9 protein-coding genes, 1 tRNA gene and 5 rRNA genes are annotated in these 20,445 nt (G+C 50.0%); 2 read left to right on the top strand and 13 right to left on the bottom strand.

What is annotated here, in order from left to right:
- Positions 1-101: 101 nt before the first annotated feature.
- From ABDK09_08875 to dusA, 12 genes are all read right to left on the bottom strand, one after another.
- Positions 102-2,991: ribosomal RNA gene (locus ABDK09_08875) — 23S ribosomal RNA — on the bottom strand.
- Between the two features lie 383 nt (positions 2,992-3,374).
- Positions 3,375-3,450: transfer RNA gene (locus tag ABDK09_08870), tRNA-Glu, on the bottom strand.
- A gap of 100 nt (positions 3,451-3,550) precedes the next feature.
- Positions 3,551-5,104, bottom strand: a 16S ribosomal RNA gene (locus ABDK09_08865).
- Positions 5,105-5,508: 404 nt separating this feature from the next.
- Positions 5,509-5,624: ribosomal RNA gene (gene rrf, locus ABDK09_08860) — 5S ribosomal RNA — on the bottom strand.
- A 146-nt stretch (positions 5,625-5,770) separates the two neighbouring features.
- Positions 5,771-8,660 (bottom strand): 23S ribosomal RNA (locus tag ABDK09_08855).
- 313 nt (positions 8,661-8,973) lie between these two features.
- Positions 8,974-10,526, bottom strand: a 16S ribosomal RNA gene (locus tag ABDK09_08850).
- The 16S, 23S and 5S rRNA genes sit together here with 1 tRNA gene alongside, the layout of an rRNA operon.
- 613 nt (positions 10,527-11,139) lie before the next feature.
- Positions 11,140-11,916, bottom strand: a complete 777-nt coding sequence (locus ABDK09_08845; GenBank protein ID XAW89746.1) for a phosphoadenylyl-sulfate reductase — start codon at positions 11,914-11,916, stop codon at positions 11,140-11,142.
- Entirely contained in the window at positions 11,909-13,642 is a 1,734-nt protein-coding gene (gene cysI / locus ABDK09_08840) for an assimilatory sulfite reductase (NADPH) hemoprotein subunit (GenBank protein XAW89745.1), read from the bottom strand. The genes ABDK09_08845 and cysI overlap by 8 nt, the downstream gene beginning before the upstream one ends.
- Entirely contained in the window at positions 13,642-15,489 is a 1,848-nt protein-coding gene (locus ABDK09_08835; protein ID XAW89744.1) for an assimilatory sulfite reductase (NADPH) flavoprotein subunit, read from the bottom strand. Before ABDK09_08835 ends, cysI begins: the two co-directional genes overlap by 1 nt.
- 114 nt (positions 15,490-15,603) lie before the next feature.
- Positions 15,604-15,834, bottom strand: a complete 231-nt coding sequence (locus tag ABDK09_08830; protein XAW89743.1) for a hypothetical protein — start codon at positions 15,832-15,834, stop codon at positions 15,604-15,606.
- A gap of 103 nt (positions 15,835-15,937) precedes the next feature.
- The gene (locus ABDK09_08825) at positions 15,938-16,177 is read right to left on the bottom strand and encodes an envelope stress response protein PspG (GenBank protein ID XAW89742.1); all 240 of its coding nucleotides are present in this window, start codon (positions 16,175-16,177) and stop codon (positions 15,938-15,940) included.
- A gap of 284 nt (positions 16,178-16,461) precedes the next feature.
- Positions 16,462-17,445, bottom strand: coding sequence for a tRNA dihydrouridine(20/20a) synthase DusA (dusA, locus tag ABDK09_08820; protein XAW89741.1), 984 nt, complete (start codon positions 17,443-17,445; stop codon positions 16,462-16,464).
- Positions 17,446-17,690: 245 nt separating this feature from the next.
- On the opposite strand from dusA, the gene zur reads away from it, so the two are divergent.
- Together zur and ABDK09_08810 are read left to right on the top strand one after the other, a co-directional pair.
- Positions 17,691-18,140: a zinc uptake transcriptional repressor Zur gene (zur, locus tag ABDK09_08815; GenBank protein XAW89740.1), complete on the top strand. Its 450-nt coding sequence runs from the start codon at positions 17,691-17,693 to the stop codon at positions 18,138-18,140.
- Positions 18,141-18,163: 23 nt separating this feature from the next.
- Positions 18,164-18,625: a chemotaxis protein CheX gene (locus tag ABDK09_08810; protein ID XAW89739.1), complete on the top strand. Its 462-nt coding sequence runs from the start codon at positions 18,164-18,166 to the stop codon at positions 18,623-18,625.
- A gap of 163 nt (positions 18,626-18,788) precedes the next feature.
- Here the strand turns inward: ABDK09_08810 and pgi are convergent, their stop codons facing one another.
- A complete protein-coding gene (gene pgi / locus ABDK09_08805; GenBank protein ID XAW89738.1) occupies positions 18,789-20,441 on the bottom strand; it encodes a glucose-6-phosphate isomerase in 1,653 nt (550 codons plus the stop codon).
- Between the last annotated feature and the right edge of the window lie 4 nt (positions 20,442-20,445).

The following is a 20,445-nucleotide window of genomic DNA, read 5'->3' as shown; positions in this document are numbered from 1 at the left end:
CTTTTTTAAAAAGTGAAGACAAAAGATTGGAAAGCTGTTTAAGTTCTCACACACATTCAATGTACTTGCATTGAGTCCAATCAAAACCCCTTGGGTGTTGTATGGTTAAGCCTCACGGGCAATTAGTACAGGTTAGCTCAACGCCTCACAACGCTTACACACCCTGCCTATCAACGTTCTAGTCTCGAACAACCCTTTAGGATACTTAAAGTATCAGGGAAGACTCATCTCAGGGCTCGCTTCCCGCTTAGATGCTTTCAGCGGTTATCGATTCCGAACTTAGCTACCGGGCAATGCGTCTGGCGATACAACCCGAACACCAGAGGTTCGTCCACTCCGGTCCTCTCGTACTAGGAGCAGCCCCCTTCAATCTTCCAACGCCCACGGCAGATAGGGACCGAACTGTCTCACGACGTTCTAAACCCAGCTCGCGTACCACTTTAAATGGCGAACAGCCATACCCTTGGGACCGACTTCAGCCCCAGGATGTGATGAGCCGACATCGAGGTGCCAAACACCGCCGTCGATATGAACTCTTGGGCGGTATCAGCCTGTTATCCCCGGAGTACCTTTTATCCGTTGAGCGATGGCCCTTCCATTCAGAACCACCGGATCACTATGACCTGCTTTCGCACCTGCTCGAATTGTCATTCTCGCAGTCAAGCGGGCTTATGCCATTGCACTAACCTCACGATGTCCAACCGTGATTAGCCCACCTTCGTGCTCCTCCGTTACTCTTTGGGAGGAGACCGCCCCAGTCAAACTACCCACCAGGCACTGTCCTCGAACCGGATAACGGTCCAGAGTTAGAACATCAAACATACAAGGGTGGTATTTCAAGGACGGCTCCAACGCAACTGGCGTCACGTCTTCAAAGCCTCCCACCTATCCTACACATGTAGGTTCAATGTTCAGTGCCAAGCTGTAGTAAAGGTTCACGGGGTCTTTCCGTCTAGCCGCGGGTACACTGCATCTTCACAGCGATTTCAATTTCACTGAGTCTCGGGTGGAGACAGCGTGGCCATCATTACGCCATTCGTGCAGGTCGGAACTTACCCGACAAGGAATTTCGCTACCTTAGGACCGTTATAGTTACGGCCGCCGTTTACCGGGGCTTCGATCAAGAGCTTCGACCGAAGTCTAACCCCATCAATTAACCTTCCGGCACCGGGCAGGCGTCACACCGTATACGTCATCTTACGATTTTGCACAGTGCTGTGTTTTTAATAAACAGTTGCAGCCACCTGGTATCTGCGACTCTCAATAGCTCCATCCGCAAGGGACTTCACCGTCAAGAGCGTACCTTCTCCCGAAGTTACGGTACCATTTTGCCTAGTTCCTTCACCCGAGTTCTCTCAAGCGCCTTGGTATTCTCTACCCGACCACCTGTGTCGGTTTGGGGTACGATTCCTTACAATCTGAAGCTTAGAGGCTTTTCCTGGAAGCATGGCATCAATGACTTCATCACCGTAGTGACTCGACGTCGTGTCTCAGCCTTAAAGAGAGCCGGATTTACCTAACTCTCAAGCCTACGCACTTGAACCTGGACAACCGTCGCCAGGCCCACCTAGCCTTCTCCGTCCCCCCATCGCAATTGTAAGAAGTACGGGAATATTAACCCGTTTCCCATCGACTACGCCTTTCGGCCTCGCCTTAGGGGTCGACTTACCCTGCCCCGATTAACGTTGGACAGGAACCCTTGGTCTTCCGGCGAGGAGGTTTTTCACCCCCTTTATCGTTACTCATGTCAGCATTCGCACTTCTGATACCTCCAGCAAACCTTACAGTTCACCTTCAACGGCTTACAGAACGCTCCCCTACCCAATACGATAAATCGCATTGCCGCAGCTTCGGTTTACAGCTTAGCCCCGTTACATCTTCCGCGCAGGCCGACTCGACTAGTGAGCTATTACGCTTTCTTTAAATGATGGCTGCTTCTAAGCCAACATCCTAGCTGTCTGAGCCTTCCCACATCGTTTCCCACTTAGCTGTAATTTGGGACCTTAGCTGGCGGTCTGGGTTGTTTCCCTCTCCACGACGGACGTTAGCACCCGCCGTGTGTCTCCCGGATAGTACTTACTGGTATTCGGAGTTTGCAAAGGGTTGGTAAGTCGGGATGACCCCCTAGCCTTAACAGTGCTCTACCCCCAGTAGTATTCGTCCGAGGCGCTACCTAAATAGCTTTCGGGGAGAACCAGCTATCTCCGAGTTTGATTGGCCTTTCACCCCTAGCCACAAGTCATCCGCTAATTTTTCAACATTAGTCGGTTCGGTCCTCCAATTGATGTTACTCAATCTTCAACCTGCCCATGGCTAGATCACCCGGTTTCGGGTCTATATCCAGAGACTGAACGCCCAGTTAAGACTCGGTTTCCCTACGGCTCCCCTAATTGGTTAACCTTGCCACTGAATATAAGTCGCTGACCCATTATACAAAAGGTACGCAGTCACACCACGAAGGTGCTCCTACTGCTTGTACGTACACGGTTTCAGGTTCTATTTCACTCCCCTCACAGGGGTTCTTTTCGCCTTTCCCTCACGGTACTGGTTCACTATCGGTCAGTCAGGAGTATTTAGCCTTGGAGGATGGTCCCCCCATGTTCAGACAGGATAACACGTGTCCCGCCCTACTCGATTTCACTGAACATACGCTGCCGGTTACGGGGCTATCACCCTGTTTCGCGGTCCTTTCCAGAACCTTCACCTGACGCATATAAAGCTTAAGGGCTAATCCAATTTCGCTCGCCGCTACTTTCGGAATCTCAATTGATTTCTTTTCCTCGGGGTACTTAGATGTTTCAGTTCCCCCGGTTCGCTTCATTAACCTATGTATTCAGTTAATGATACATGCTTGTGCATGTGGGTTTCCCCATTCGGAAATCCCAGACTCAAATGACTCTTACTGTCTCATCTGGGCTTATCGCAAGTTAGTACGTCCTTCATCGCCTCTGACTGCCAAGGCATCCACCGTGTACGCTTAGTCACTTAACCATACAACCCGAAGGGGTCTTTACGTATGGCAAACAACCAAGGTTTAGTTGTCTCTCATTATTTGAATGAGCGAGAGACATTTCGATTTTGCCGGACTCAATTTTGAAACTCGTTAAACAAGTTTCTACCAAGCACACTTGAATGTGTTGTTGGTGTATTCCAATTAGGAATACATTGAGAACTTTACAAACAAATCTTATTCACAAGGAATAAAGTTTGTTTTGTCAGCTTTCCAAATTGTTAAAGAGCAGATGTTGAATAAACATCATTCAAGAGTTCTTAATAAAAACGCTTTGATGATGACTTTCGTTTTAGACAAGGCAAATTGAGAGGACGTGTATAATCATACACGACGAATAATTTAACCCAGTATCAAGCGAAAGTGGTATCCCGTAGGGGAGTCGAACCCCTGTTACCGCCGTGAAAGGGCGGTGTCCTAGGCCTCTAGACGAACGGGACACAGCAAAGTGCTCCGCTTCAAAGAGCAGAGGCACGAATCTCTTCACTTTAATTAAACCGTATCAATCTGTGTGGACACTCATCGTAATAATCATTCGTATAAGGAGGTGATCCAGCGCCAGGTTCCCCTAGCGCTACCTTGTTACGACTTCACCCCAGTCATGAACCACAAAGTGGCAAGCGTCCTCCCGAAGGTTAAACTACCTGCTTCTTTTGCAGCCCACTCCCATGGTGTGACGGGCGGTGTGTACAAGGCCCGGGAACGTATTCACCGTGGCATTCTGATCCACGATTACTAGCGATTCCGACTTCATGGAGTCGAGTTGCAGACTCCAATCCGGACTACGACGCACTTTTTGGGATTCGCTCACTTTCGCAAGTTGGCCGCCCTCTGTATGCGCCATTGTAGCACGTGTGTAGCCCTACTCGTAAGGGCCATGATGACTTGACGTCGTCCCCACCTTCCTCCGGTTTATCACCGGCAGTCTCCCTGGAGTTCCCGACATTACTCGCTGGCAAACAAGGATAAGGGTTGCGCTCGTTGCGGGACTTAACCCAACATTTCACAACACGAGCTGACGACAGCCATGCAGCACCTGTCTCTCAGTTCCCGAAGGCACAAGACTGTCTCCAGTCTCTTCTGAGGATGTCAAGAGTAGGTAAGGTTCTTCGCGTTGCATCGAATTAAACCACATGCTCCACCGCTTGTGCGGGCCCCCGTCAATTCATTTGAGTTTTAATCTTGCGACCGTACTCCCCAGGCGGTCTACTTAACGCGTTAGCTCCGAAAGCCACGGCTCAAGGCCACAACCTCCAAGTAGACATCGTTGACGGCGTGGACTACCAGGGTATCTAATCCTGTTTGCTCCCCACGCTTTCGCATCTGAGTGTCAGTATCTGTCCAGGGGGCCGCCTTCGCCACCGGTATTCCTTCAGATCTCTACGCATTTCACCGCTACACCTGAAATTCTACCCCCCTCTACAGTACTCTAGCCTGCCAGTTTCAAATGCAATTCCGAGGTTGAGCCCCGGGCTTTCACATCTGACTTAACAAACCACCTGCATGCGCTTTACGCCCAGTAATTCCGATTAACGCTCGCACCCTCCGTATTACCGCGGCTGCTGGCACGGAGTTAGCCGGTGCTTCTTCTGCAGCTAACGTCAAACGAATGCGCTATTAACACACCCGCCTTCCTCACTGCTGAAAGTACTTTACAACCCGAAGGCCTTCTTCATACACGCGGCATGGCTGCATCAGGCTTGCGCCCATTGTGCAATATTCCCCACTGCTGCCTCCCGTAGGAGTCTGGACCGTGTCTCAGTTCCAGTGTGGCTGATCATCCTCTCAGACCAGCTAGGGATCGTCGCCTTGGTGAGCCCTTACCTCACCAACTAGCTAATCCCACCTGGGCATATCCTGACGCGAGAGGCCTAAAAGGTCCCCCTCTTTGAGCCGAAGCTATCATGCGGTATTAGCCATCGTTTCCAATGGTTATCCCCCACATCAGGGCAATTTCCCAGGCATTACTCACCCGTCCGCCGCTCGCCGCCCTTAACGTTCCCCGAAGGTTCAGTTAAGTCGCTGCCGCTCGACTTGCATGTGTTAGGCCTGCCGCCAGCGTTCAATCTGAGCCATGATCAAACTCTTCAATTTAAGATTTTGTCGGCTCAATGAATACTGACTTCAAATTACCTTAGTAATTCAAAGCTATTATCGTTGTTCCTTTATAAAAAAGGAGAACGATAATGAATTGACTGTGCTCGAATGATTGCTCATTCAAATTTGGTCACTCAGTTCATTGATACCTAAGTTGATTCTTTAGAATCATCTTTGATTATCATCAACGAGTGCCCACACAGATTGATAGGTTTATATTGTTAAAGAGCTTTGCTTTCAGTGCCTTGGCACTTGGGCAGGACGCGTATATTACGCTGTGCACCGTGAAAGTCAACATAAAACTTTAAGTTTTTTAAAAGCTTTATGGTGACTTGTCTGCTTAGTAGACAAGTGCGCCTTTTTGCTTTCAGATTTTCTAAAATCTGAAGACAAGAATAAGAGCCTGGCGATGTTCTACTCTCACATGGGGAAGCCCCACACTACCATCGACGCTGTTTCGTTTCACTTCTGAGTTCGGAATGGAATCAGGTGGGTCCAAAACGCTATGGTCGCCAAGCAAATTCTTTTTAACTACCGCCTTAAGCGATAATTACCTTTTATTTTCACTTTTTTAAAAAGTGAAAACAAAAGATTGGAAAGCTGTTTAAGTTCTCACACATTCATGTACTTGCATTGAGTCCATCAAAACCCCTTGGGTGTTGTATGGTTAAGCCTCACGGGCAATTAGTACAGGTTAGCTCAACGCCTCACAACGCTTACACACCCTGCCTATCAACGTTCTAGTCTCGAACAACCCTTTAGGATACTTAAAGTATCAGGGAAGACTCATCTCAGGGCTCGCTTCCCGCTTAGATGCTTTCAGCGGTTATCGATTCCGAACTTAGCTACCGGGCAATGCGTCTGGCGACACAACCCGAACACCAGAGGTTCGTCCACTCCGGTCCTCTCGTACTAGGAGCAGCCCCCTTCAATCTTCCAACGCCCACGGCAGATAGGGACCGAACTGTCTCACGACGTTCTAAACCCAGCTCGCGTACCACTTTAAATGGCGAACAGCCATACCCTTGGGACCGACTTCAGCCCCAGGATGTGATGAGCCGACATCGAGGTGCCAAACACCGCCGTCGATATGAACTCTTGGGCGGTATCAGCCTGTTATCCCCGGAGTACCTTTTATCCGTTGAGCGATGGCCCTTCCATTCAGAACCACCGGATCACTATGACCTGCTTTCGCACCTGCTCGAATTGTCATTCTCGCAGTCAAGCGGGCTTATGCCATTGCACTAACCTCACGATGTCCAACCGTGATTAGCCCACCTTCGTGCTCCTCCGTTACTCTTTGGGAGGAGACCGCCCCAGTCAAACTACCCACCAGGCACTGTCCTCGAACCGGATAACGGTCCAGAGTTAGAACATCAAACATACAAGGGTGGTATTTCAAGGACGGCTCCAACGCAACTGGCGTCACGTCTTCAAAGCCTCCCACCTATCCTACACATGTAGGTTCAATGTTCAGTGCCAAGCTGTAGTAAAGGTTCACGGGGTCTTTCCGTCTAGCCGCGGGTACACTGCATCTTCACAGCGATTTCAATTTCACTGAGTCTCGGGTGGAGACAGCGTGGCCATCATTACGCCATTCGTGCAGGTCGGAACTTACCCGACAAGGAATTTCGCTACCTTAGGACCGTTATAGTTACGGCCGCCGTTTACCGGGGCTTCGATCAAGAGCTTCGACCGAAGTCTAACCCCATCAATTAACCTTCCGGCACCGGGCAGGCGTCACACCGTATACGTCATCTTACGATTTTGCACAGTGCTGTGTTTTTAATAAACAGTTGCAGCCACCTGGTATCTGCGACTCTCAATAGCTCCATCCGCGAGGGACTTCACCGTCAAGAGCGTACCTTCTCCCGAAGTTACGGTACCATTTTGCCTAGTTCCTTCACCCGAGTTCTCTCAAGCGCCTTGGTATTCTCTACCCGACCACCTGTGTCGGTTTGGGGTACGATTCCTTACAATCTGAAGCTTAGAGGCTTTTCCTGGAAGCATGGCATCAATGACTTCACCGCCGTAGCGGCTCGACATCGTGTCTCAGCCTTAAAGAGAGCCGGATTTACCTAACTCTCAAGCCTACGCACTTGAACCTGGACAACCGTCGCCAGGCCCACCTAGCCTTCTCCGTCCCCCCATCGCAATTGTAAGAAGTACGGGAATATTAACCCGTTTCCCATCGACTACGCCTTTCGGCCTCGCCTTAGGGGTCGACTTACCCTGCCCCGATTAACGTTGGACAGGAACCCTTGGTCTTCCGGCGAGGAGGTTTTTCACCCCCTTTATCGTTACTCATGTCAGCATTCGCACTTCTGATACCTCCAGCAAACCTTACAGTTCACCTTCAACGGCTTACAGAACGCTCCCCTACCCAATACGATAAATCGCATTGCCGCAGCTTCGGTTTACAGCTTAGCCCCGTTACATCTTCCGCGCAGGCCGACTCGACTAGTGAGCTATTACGCTTTCTTTAAATGATGGCTGCTTCTAAGCCAACATCCTAGCTGTCTGAGCCTTCCCACATCGTTTCCCACTTAGCTGTAATTTGGGACCTTAGCTGGCGGTCTGGGTTGTTTCCCTCTCCACGACGGACGTTAGCACCCGCCGTGTGTCTCCCGGATAGTACTTACTGGTATTCGGAGTTTGCAAAGGGTTGGTAAGTCGGGATGACCCCCTAGCCTTAACAGTGCTCTACCCCCAGTAGTATTCGTCCGAGGCGCTACCTAAATAGCTTTCGGGGAGAACCAGCTATCTCCGAGTTTGATTGGCCTTTCACCCCTAGCCACAAGTCATCCGCTAATTTTTCAACATTAGTCGGTTCGGTCCTCCAATTGATGTTACTCAATCTTCAACCTGCCCATGGCTAGATCACCCGGTTTCGGGTCTATATCCAGAGACTGAACGCCCAGTTAAGACTCGGTTTCCCTACGGCTCCCCTAATTGGTTAACCTTGCCACTGAATATAAGTCGCTGACCCATTATACAAAAGGTACGCAGTCACACCACGAAGGTGCTCCTACTGCTTGTACGTACACGGTTTCAGGTTCTATTTCACTCCCCTCACAGGGGTTCTTTTCGCCTTTCCCTCACGGTACTGGTTCACTATCGGTCAGTCAGGAGTATTTAGCCTTGGAGGATGGTCCCCCCATATTCAGACAGGATAACACGTGTCCCGCCCTACTCGATTTCACTGAACATACGCTGTCGGTTACGGGGCTATCACCCTGTTTCGCGGTCCTTTCCAGAACCTTCACCTGACGCATATAAAGCTTAAGGGCTAATCCAATTTCGCTCGCCGCTACTTTCGGAATCTCAATTGATTTCTTTTCCTCGGGGTACTTAGATGTTTCAGTTCCCCCGGTTCGCTTCATTAACCTATGTATTCAGTTAATGATACATGCTTATGCATGTGGGTTTCCCCATTCGGAAATCCCAGACTCAAATGACTCTTACTGTCTCATCTGGGCTTATCGCAAGTTAGTACGTCCTTCATCGCCTCTGACTGCCAAGGCATCCACCGTGTACGCTTAGTCACTTAACCATACAACCCGAAGGAGTTTCGAGTTGATGAACAAGTCACCAAGTTTGTCTGCAATTATTTAAACATGATGCAGACTTGATTTTGCCGGACTCAATTTTGAAACTTGAAAACAAGTTTCTACCAAGCACACTTGAATGTGTTGTTGGTGTATTCCAATTAGGAATACATTGAGAACTTTACAAACAAATCTTATTCACAAGGAATAAAGTTTGTTTTGTCAGCTTTCCAAATTGTTAAAGAGCAATAACAGCTCGAAGCATTACGCTTCAAAACCATCAATCTGTGTGAACACTCATCGCAATAATCATTCGTATAAGGAGGTGATCCAGCGCCAGGTTCCCCTAGCGCTACCTTGTTACGACTTCACCCCAGTCATGAACCACAAAGTGGCAAGCGTCCTCCCGAAGGTTAAACTACCTGCTTCTTTTGCAGCCCACTCCCATGGTGTGACGGGCGGTGTGTACAAGGCCCGGGAACGTATTCACCGTGGCATTCTGATCCACGATTACTAGCGATTCCGACTTCATGGAGTCGAGTTGCAGACTCCAATCCGGACTACGACGCACTTTTTGGGATTCGCTCACTTTCGCAAGTTGGCCGCCCTCTGTATGCGCCATTGTAGCACGTGTGTAGCCCTACTCGTAAGGGCCATGATGACTTGACGTCGTCCCCACCTTCCTCCGGTTTATCACCGGCAGTCTCCCTGGAGTTCCCGACATTACTCGCTGGCAAACAAGGATAAGGGTTGCGCTCGTTGCGGGACTTAACCCAACATTTCACAACACGAGCTGACGACAGCCATGCAGCACCTGTCTCTCAGTTCCCGAAGGCACAAGACTGTCTCCAGTCTCTTCTGAGGATGTCAAGAGTAGGTAAGGTTCTTCGCGTTGCATCGAATTAAACCACATGCTCCACCGCTTGTGCGGGCCCCCGTCAATTCATTTGAGTTTTAATCTTGCGACCGTACTCCCCAGGCGGTCTACTTAACGCGTTAGCTCCGAAAGCCACGGCTCAAGGCCACAACCTCCAAGTAGACATCGTTGACGGCGTGGACTACCAGGGTATCTAATCCTGTTTGCTCCCCACGCTTTCGCATCTGAGTGTCAGTATCTGTCCAGGGGGCCGCCTTCGCCACCGGTATTCCTTCAGATCTCTACGCATTTCACCGCTACACCTGAAATTCTACCCCCCTCTACAGTACTCTAGCCTGCCAGTTTCAAATGCAATTCCGAGGTTGAGCCCCGGGCTTTCACATCTGACTTAACAAACCACCTGCATGCGCTTTACGCCCAGTAATTCCGATTAACGCTCGCACCCTCCGTATTACCGCGGCTGCTGGCACGGAGTTAGCCGGTGCTTCTTCTGCAGCTAACGTCAAACGAATGTGCTATTAACACACCCGCCTTCCTCACTGCTGAAAGTACTTTACAACCCGAAGGCCTTCTTCATACACGCGGCATGGCTGCATCAGGCTTGCGCCCATTGTGCAATATTCCCCACTGCTGCCTCCCGTAGGAGTCTGGACCGTGTCTCAGTTCCAGTGTGGCTGATCATCCTCTCAGACCAGCTAGGGATCGTCGCCTTGGTGAGCCCTTACCTCACCAACTAGCTAATCCCACCTGGGCATATCCTGACGCGAGAGGCCCGAAGGTCCCCCTCTTTGAGCCGAAGCTATTATGCGGTATTAGCCATCGTTTCCAATGGTTATCCCCCACATCAGGGCAATTTCCCAGGCATTACTCACCCGTCCGCCGCTCGCCGCCCTTAACGTTCCCCGAAGGTTCAGTTAAGTCGCTGCCGCTCGACTTGCATGTGTTAGGCCTGCCGCCAGCGTTCAATCTGAGCCATGATCAAACTCTTCAATTTAAGATTTTGTTCGGCTCAATGAATACTGACTTCAAATTACCTTAGTAATTCAAAGCTATTATCGTTGTTCCTTTATAAAAAAGGAGAACGATAATGAATTGACTGTGCTCGAATGATTGCTCATTCAAATTTGGTCACTCAGTTCATTGATACCTAAGTTGATTCTTTAGAATCATCTTTGATTATCATCAACGAGTGCCCACACAGATTGATAGGTTTATATTGTTAAAGAGCTTGCTTTTCGAGAAGCTTTTCTCTCAAAGCGGAGGTGCATTCTAGCGAGTTAATTTGAAGAGTCAAACACTTTTTCAAATTTATTTCTCAGAAGCTTTTCACCTCACTGACCAGCGCTGAAGCCTTGTGGCGTCTGCCGTGTCAGTGAGGCGGCATTATAGAGAGTTGCTTCCCGTTGGCAAGCGATATTTCAAAAAAATGCAAAAATAACGCTTAAGTGGCGATTTAACACTCAAAGCCTTATTTATCCATTTTTACCCCAAACTTGGCAACAACTTATCCACAGAGTTATACCTTTAGGGGTGGTAAGCCAGGCAGAAAAGACAAAACAACTAAGATAAAAAAAGCCGCTGACGCGGCTTTTTTTATCTGTTTCGGATTAAATACCCGAACCATCCTGTTCAGGTGGTGTATCTTCGTGAAGACCACACTCTCGTTTCAAACCAAAGAAACGGGTTTCTTCTTCACTCATACCCGGTTCCCACTTACGTGTGGTATGGGTATCACCAACTGAAAGGTACCCCTGCTCCCATAACGGATGGTATGGCAGGTTGTGTTCTTCTAAATAGTAGTGCACGTCTTTGTTAGTCCAGTCGATGACCGGTAAAAATTTAAACACACCATTTTGGATACCAAGAATAGGTAAGGTTGCACGTGACTTAGATTGTTCACGACGCAGACCAGAGAACCAGGTCCCCACTTCCAACTCATTCAGAGCTCGGCGCATAGGCTCGACTTTGTTCAGTTTGTTGTACTGCTCAATGCCGGTCACCCCTTGTTCCCACAATTTACCGAAACGCGCTTCCTGCCAGGCAGGCGACAGCTCGGCCGAGTAAATTTTCAGATTCAGGTCCAGGCGCTCAGTCAACTGGTCAATAAACTGATACGTCTCAGGAAACAGATAACCGGTATCGGTCAGAACAACCGGGACATCTTTCTTCACTGATGTGACCAGGTGCAGCATCACAGCAGCCTGGATACCAAAGCTGGAAGAAACCGCATGGGTTCCCTGCAGGTTATCCAGTGCCCACGCAACGCGCTCCTGAGCAGTTAATGTTTCCAGATAAGCGTTAATCTCTGCCAGGTGCAGCGTTTGCTGCACCTTAGTCAGGGTTAACAACTCCGTCAGATTCGGAGTAGTTACGGTCTCAGGCATAAAAATCCCTCTTGGAGACCACCACTTCCTGAATAATACCGGTACGAATAGTGAAGTCACCGAAGGCTTCGCCATCCTGACGCTCAGTTGCCCAGCGTCCTACCAGTTGATCGATCTCTTCCAGGATTTGTTTATCAGTGATGTTCTCTTTATACATTTTAGGAACACGGGTACCCGCGCGGTTGCCACCAAGGTGCAGGTTGTAACGACCTGGAGCTTTACCTACCAGACCAATTTCAGCCAGCATGGCTCGACCACAACCGTTCGGACAACCCGTCACTCGCAGAATAATGTTGTCTTCTTTCGGCAGTTGGTGTTTTTCCAGAATGCCTTCCACGTCGGTCACGAAGCCAGGCAGGAAACGTTCTGCTTCTGCCATCGCCAGCGGACACGTCGGGAATGCCACACACGCCATTGAGTTCTTGCGTTGTTCGCTGACAGTGCTGTCCATCAGACCATGCGCTACCGCAATGGCTTCGATTTCTGCTTTCTGCTCTGCCGGAACGCCCGCAATAATCAGGTTCTGGTTTGCCGTCATACGGAAATCACCCTGGTGAATCTTAGCGATTTCAGCGACACCGGTTTTAAGCGGCTTACCCGGGTAATCGAGCAGACGGCCGTTCTCGATAAAGAGTGCCAGGTGATGTTTACCATCAATACCTTCAACCCAACCAATACGGTCACCACGGTCGGTGAACTCATATGGGCGGCTGTCAGCGAAGGTTACGCCAGCACGTTTTTCCACTTCAGCTTTAAATACATCCACACCAACGCGGTCGAGAGTGTATTTGGTTTTCGCGTTCTTACGGTTAGAACGGTTACCCCAATCACGCTGAGTTGTAACAACTGCTGCGGCGACATCCAGCGTTTTATCCAGCGGGATAAAGCCAAAGTCATCGGCACGACGCGGGTAAGTCGAAGTATCGCCATGGGTCATGGCCAGGCCACCGCCCACCAGCACGTTAAAACCAACCAGTTTGCCGTTGTCCGCAATCGCAACGAAGTTCAGATCGTTGGCATGCACGTCGATATCGTTGTGCGGCGGGATAACCACTGTGGTTTTGAATTTACGTGGTAAGTAGTTGCTACCCAGGATTGGTTCTTCATCTGTGGTTTCAACTTTCTCGCCATCCAGCCAGATTTCCGCGTAAGCGCGGGTTTTCGGCAGCAGATGTTCACTGATCTTCTTCGCCCACTCGTACGCTTCCTGGTGCAGTTCAGACTCTACCGGGTTTGAAGTACACAGTACGTTACGGTTTACGTCACCCGCGGTTGCGATTGAATCGATACCAATGCTGTTCAGCGTCTGGTGCATCAGCTTAATGTTTGGCTTCAGTACACCGTGGAACTGGAATGTCTGACGGGTGGTCAGACGGATGCTGCCGTACATAGTGTGCTCAGTGGCAAACTTGTCGATCGCCAGCCATTGCTTCGGCTGGATGATGCCGCCCGGCATACGGGCACGCAGCATCACGTTATGCAGCGGTTCCAGTTTCTGTTTGGTACGTTCGTTACGAATATCACGGTCATCCTGCTGGTACATACCGTGGAAACGGATCAGCTGGAAATTATCTGCAGTGAAACCACCGGTGATGCGATCCTGCAGGTCCGCTTCAATGGTGCCACGCAGGAAATTACTTTCGCGTTTCAGACGCTCGTTGTCAGAAAGTTGGCCCAGTACTTCGCCCAGCACTTCCTGAGTGTTGTTTTCAATTTTGTAGCTCATTAGTACACATCTCTCTGGTAACGTTTGGCTTTGCGTAGGTCGTTGAAATACTCTTCTGCTTTCTCACGTGACAGACCGCCTTGTTGCTCAGCGACTGTGACTAAAGCTTCGTGTACATCTTTTGCCATACGGGTTGCATCACCACAGATGTAGACATAAGCGCCATCTTGCAGCCATTGCCATACTTGCTCGGCCTGTTCCAGGACACGATGCTGTACATACACTTTTTCATTCTGATCACGGCTGAATGCCACATCCAGACGGTGCAGAGCGCCAGACTTGAGATATTTCTGCCATTCCACCTGATACAGGAAGTCCTGAGTAAAGGTGCGATCGCCAAAGAACAGCCAGTTTTTACCTGATGCGCCACGGTTATCACGTTCCTGCACGAAACTGCGGAACGGCGCGATACCGGTACCCGGACCAATCATGATCACCGGGGTTGCGTCATCCTGAGGCAGTTTGAAGTTATTGTTGTGTTCAATGAACACTTTCACTTCTTCGCCTTCTTCCAGACGCTGACCAAGGAAGCCTGAAGCGCCACCCTGACGAGGCTGACCATCGACATCGTACTCAACGATACCAACCGTCAGGTGGACTTCTTCATCCACTTCAGTCTGGCTGGATGCGATTGAGTACAGACGCGGAGTCAGACGACGCAGCAGAGAGATCAGCTGCTCAGCAGACAGTTTGGTTTTCTTCTCCAGCAGCACATCCAGAATTTGGGTGTTGGCTGAGTACTCACGTAACTTGTCTTTGTCTTCCACCAGCTGCTGCAGTTTTTCACTGCCAGACAGTTCAGCAAATTTAGTGACAAACTGTGGGTTAGAAGTGGTGATTTCAAATTTGCTGACCAGAGCACTGTGTACCGACAAGCTTTCGCCGTCGACTTCAACACTTTCGACACCAGACAGACCAGCAGCTGCCAGTACGGCATTCGCCAGCTCTGGGCAGTTTTCATACCACACGCCCAGTGCATCACCCGGCTGATATGACATGCCAGATTCGGCCAGATCAATTTCGATGTGACGAACATCTTTGCCTGAATCACGGCCCGTGATTTTCTGGCTGGTCAGCAGAGTCGCTGTGTATGGGTTCTGTTTGTTGTACTGAGAATGGTGACCCGCAGCCTGACCAACCGGAAGCTGAACCACTTCGGCCTGGCTGTTTGCGAGTGCTTCTTTGACCACTTCCAGTGCTTTAGCACGCCATTCCGCTGCCGGTGCATCGTAATCCACATCGCAGTCAACACGGTCGATGAAACGTTGTGCACCCAATTTTTCCAGGAAGGCATCAAAGTCTTTACCGGTTTGGCAGAAGAATTCGTAGCTGGAGTCGCCCAGGCCAATCACACCGTACTGCAGGTTTGGCAGTTTTGGCGCTTTCTTCGATTGCAGGAACTCGTGCAGCTCCAGAGCGTTGTCTGGTGCTTCGCCTTCGCCGTTGGTTGAGGCAACAAAGATCACGTGCGTTTCTTTCGCCAGATCTTTGCCTTTGTAGTCGCTGGAATCAAACAGCTGTACCGCAACACCGGCTGCCTGCGCTTCCTGTTCTAACAGTTCCGCGACGCCTTTGGCGTTACCGGTCTGCGAAGCATAGATGATGCTCAGCTTACCGGCTGGTTTTGCTGCCGTCAGTGCGGCGGCCTGAGTCAGAGGAGCCGCAGCACCCTGAGTCTGGCTTAATCCCCAAAAATAACCACTCACCCAAGCCATCTGCTGAGGTGAGAGTTGTGAAATCGTTTGTTGCAGCTGGTTTAGCTGCGAGTCGTTTAGTGGGCTTGCCAACCCAGCTAGTTCTTTTGGTATGGTGTTTCCTGAAGACATTGTCACGACTTCCTTATTCATTGCGTGACGATAGATTAACCACTCCTCTTAATAACAAGAAAGAATAGATGAGCATGTTTTATAACTTTTTGGAAGTAAGGCGGGTAAAATTTCACCCTTAGCGCTTAAGTGCCCTTATCTGGCTTCCACCCTTACCTGTTTAAAGCCGACCGCCATGGCTGATTTGGAGGCTTGATCCAGGTCGCCGTAGTGGCACTCCTCGCCGTTGGGGCCGGTCAGTAATAAGAATCCGCCTTCCTGATGGCGGAACTCCACTATCCATTCTCCTTCATCTGAATAAGGCTCGATGATCGCTTCTACCAACATCTTTGCGCGGTATAGGTTTCTCAGTTCCGTGATAGTCATCGCCATTCTCACTATATTGCCGATCCTTCGTTATTAAGCATGGACGATTTCCATCAGAATGCGAATCGACCGATACAGAAGATTGATGACCACCACGCTCTGCTCAGCGGCGCCAGTTCCTGTATTGCGAATTACGGCCGCTGTCACCGCAGTAATAACGGTACGCCAGCACCGCCAGACCAATCACAATGATCCAGGGTAATAACTTGAGCGCGATACCGAGCACACTGAGCAGCAGCAGAGTAACTACCGCCGCACCAGCGGCAACCAGCACGCCCATCATGGTCAGCCCGCTGACCAGTAAGCCGACCACAAACACGGTCAGTACAATCAATTCCATCATAATGCTTCTCTCTCGTTACTCATTACTGCCGGAAACAGACCTGTTACAGTGCGAAGCTGAAACCTAGCTCGATTGCCTGGCTGCGCTTTTATCCATTCCATACTGGCTCTGTTATGGGTTCCTGTTTCCATAGCACAACGTTGTATATTTCAGGTTGCAGATTCCAGGCCACAAATTCAAGCGCCGTAAACCACTGATATCCAAACGTCAGGCAATAAAAAAGCCACATGAGTTTCCTCACATGGCTTGGTCATTTGGTCAAAAATACCAGTTAGCGGTGAATTTTACACACCGAGATCCTGATATGGAATTTTGGCCAGCGCCTGCTCGACCACTTCAATTCCCGCTCCCGGCTTATGCGCATTTTCACTGATGTGGCGACGCCACTGACGTGCGCCCGGCATACTCTGAAACAGACCCAGCATATGGCGGGTGATGTGGCCCAGGTACGCGCCCTGCGACAACTGCTGCTCAATGTACGGATACATCTCGTGCACAATCTCAGAACGCTTCTTGACTGGCTGATCGAGGCCAAAAATCTGCTGATCAACTTCCGCCAGAATATAAGGGCTCTGATACGCTTCGCGGCCAATCATCACCCCGTCCAGGTGCTCAAGGTGCAGCTGCGCTTCCTGCAGTGACTTAACACCACCATTGATAGCGATAGTCAGGTGCGGAAAATCCTGCTTGAGCTGGTAGGCGCGCGGGTAATCGAGCGGCGGGATCTCACGGTTCTCTTTCGGACTCAGGCCACTCAGCCACGCTTTACGGGCGTGAATAGTGAACTGCTCACAACCGCCCTGCTCTGAAACCAGAGTCACAAAGCGGGTCAGGAATTCATAAGAGTCGAGATCGTCGATACCAATACGAGTTTTCACCGTGACCGGAATATTGACCTCAGCTTTCATGGCTGCGACACATTCGGCAACCAGCTCAGGTTCTGCCATCAGGCAGGCACCAAAGCGGCCGTTCTGCACCCGATCAGACGGACAACCGACATTGAGGTTAACCTCATCGTAGCCACGCTCTTCGGCCAGTTTGGCACAGCGCGCCAGATCCGCCGGGTTAGAGCCGCCCAACTGCAGGGCCAGCGGATGCTCTTCCTGGTTGTAGGCCAAAAAGTCACCCTTTCCATGGATGATCGCACCTGTGGTTACCATTTCGGTATAAAGTAAGGTTTGCGATGAGAGCAAACGATGGAAATAACGGCAGTGGCGATCGGTCCAATCGAGCATTGGCGCCACAGACAGCCGGCATGAGTGAGTCATTGGTCTAACATCCCCGTTTTCGGTCTAAAGCATTCGGTCACCGGGTGACCAAAACAAAGCTTGGCATTGTAATCGCTTCTGTTTATCTCGCCAACCGTTGTTCGAGGTATCGTTTTGTGAACAAATAAGGTAAGTTAGCGCTTATCTGACGAGATATCCTTGTTAGTGGTTGAAAAAGCCGGTTTTATTGATGAGGAAACGATCTTCATTCGGAAATAGTATATGATTACTACAGTCCGGCGATTATGGTGATAAATTTGGATACTAAGCTTACCAAACAGATTGAAGAAATATGTGCCGCACGAGGTGTCAGGCTCACAACGCAGCGCAAACGGGTCTTTGAACTGATTTGTGCCAGCAAAAAGGCATCCAGTGCCTATGAGTTACTGGAAGACCTCAAACAGAGTGAACCACAAGCCAAACCACCAACGGTGTACCGGGCACTGGACTTTCTGATGGAGCAAGGTTTCATTCATCGGGTGGAATCCACTAACAGTTTTATTTCCTGCTGTTCCTGCAATGCCCATAAGCATTTCTCGCAACTGTTGATTTGTGACCAGTGTGGCAACGTCATTGAACTGCAAGATGATAGTCTGATAGCCTTACTGGCAGACAACGCGGAGAAACACGGCTTTAAGATTGATAATCATGTGATTGAGTCACATGGCGTGTGTCAATCGTGTTCCTCAAAATAAGAATGAAACAATAGAAGAAGGTTATGCGCGCTGAATTTGTAAACCCGTTTTTAGCGTCTTTGTTGAACGTTTTAAAAACGATGGCTTCACTAGAGCTGAAGCCCCAGAAACCTCGTCTGAAAAAAGATGAGATCGCCCGCGGTGATGTGTCCGGTTTGATTGGCATGGTCGGGCAGCAGACTCGTGGCTCAATGTCGATCACCTTCGATGAGAGTCTGGCACTGGAGATCATGCAGAATATGCTGGGCGAAAGGCCAAACGGGTTAAACGAAGAAGTGACCGATATGGTGGGTGAAATCACTAACATGGTTACCGGTGGTGCAAAACGCATCCTGGCAGAAAGCGGCTTTGATTTTGATATGGCGACGCCTGTGGTGGTATCGGGCCGTGGTCACACCATTCGCCACAAGTGCGAAGGCTCCATCATCATCATGCCATTTGCTTCCCAATGGGGGAATGCCTTTATCGAAATCTGTTTCGAATAATCCGGGCAGTAAAGATAACTGATAGAAAAGCGGATGCACCAGCATCCGCTTTTTTGTGTCTGTTGCTTAAGATCCTAAGTCATTGCAGAATCTGCATCGCATCAGTCTCACCATCACTTCGGGATGTGCGTAGCTTCGGGCACCTGGCCCGAAGCATTAACCTTTAAGCGCGAAACGCTTTAAACGCGTTAATCAGACCATTGGTTGAGCTGTCGTGTGAGCTGATTGCCGCATCGTCGGCCAGTTCAGGCAGGATTTGGTTAGCCAGCTGTTTACCCAGTTCTACACCCCATTGGTCGAAAGTGAAGATATTCCAGATCACGCCTTGTACGAAGATCTTGTGCTCGTACATCGCAATCAGGTTACCCAGCGTGCGCGGGTTGATCTGTTTTACCAGAATCGAGTTGGTCGGACGGTTACCTTCAAACACTTTGAATGGGACCAGCTCCGCCGCTTCCTGCTCTGATTTGCCCGCTTTCAGCAGTTCAGCTTTCACTGTCTCAGCTGATTTACCAAATGCCAGTGCTTCAGTCTGAGCGAAGAAGTTCGACATCAGTTTCTGATGGTGATCGCTGACGGCATTGTGAGTCTGCGCTGGCGCGATAAAGTCACAAGGGATCAGTTTGGTGCCCTGGTGAATCAGCTGATAGAACGCGTGCTGGCCGTTGGTACCAGGTTCACCCCAGATGATAGGACCCGTCTGGTAAGTCACCGGGTTGCCGTTACGGTCAACGTACTTACCGTTCGATTCCATGTTACCTTGCTGGAAATAAGCCGCGAAACGGTGCATGTACTGATCGTATGGCAGAATCGCTTCTGACTCCGCGCCGTGGAAGTTGTTGTACCACAGACCAATCAGCGCCAGGATAACCGGAATGTTGCTTTCAAACGGAGTCTCAACAAAGTGTTGGTCCATTTCATGCGCACCGCTCAGCAGCTCAACAAAGTTGTCGTAACCGACAGACAAGATGATCGACAGACCAATCGCTGACCATAGTGAGTAACGGCCGCCAACCCAGTCCCAGAATTCAAACATGTTGTCCGTATCGATACCGAACTCAGCCACAGCCTGAGCGTTGGTTGACAGCGCCGCAAAGTGTTTTGCAACATGCGCTTCATCACCGGCAGTCGCCAGGAACCAGTCACGTGCTGAATGCGCGTTCGTCATGGTTTCCTGAGTGGTGAAGGTTTTCGATGCAACCAGGAACAGCGTGGTTTCCGGGTCCACTTTCTTCAGTGTTTCCGCGATGTGAGTACCATCAACGTTCGACACAAAGTGCATGGTCAGATGGTTTTTGTATGGCGTCAGAGCTTCTGTCACCATGTAAGGACCCAGATCCGAACCACCGATACCGATGTTTACAACGTCAGTGATGGCTTTGCCAGTGAAGCCTTTCCACTCACCACCGATGATGCGCTCAGAGAAACCTTTCATTTTCTCCAGTACAGCGTTAACTGCCGGCATGACATCCTGACCGCCAGACATCACAGGGTTGTTGCTGCGATTACGCAGCGCCGTATGCAGCACTGAACGACCTTCAGTCTGGTTGATGGCTTCGCCGCTGAACATGGCTTCAATCGCGCCTTTCACGTCAGTCTCTTCGGCCAGAGCCAGCAGGTGCTTCATGGTTTCTGCGTTGACCAGGTTCTTAGAGTAGTCAACCAGAATGTCAGCGCCAAAACGTGTAGAGTAGTTAGCGAAACGCTCACTGTCCTGTGCGAACAGTGTTTTGAGGTCCATATCCTGTGCAGATTCAAAATGTGCAGTCAGTGCTTTCCAAGCTTGTGTTTGCGTTGGATTGATATTTTTCAACATGGTA

This window comes from Vibrio sp. CDRSL-10 TSBA (assembly GCA_039696685.1).
In the GTDB taxonomy this organism is placed as follows: domain Bacteria; phylum Pseudomonadota; class Gammaproteobacteria; order Enterobacterales; family Vibrionaceae; genus Vibrio.
This window is presented reverse-complemented; position numbering and strand designations above follow the sequence as displayed.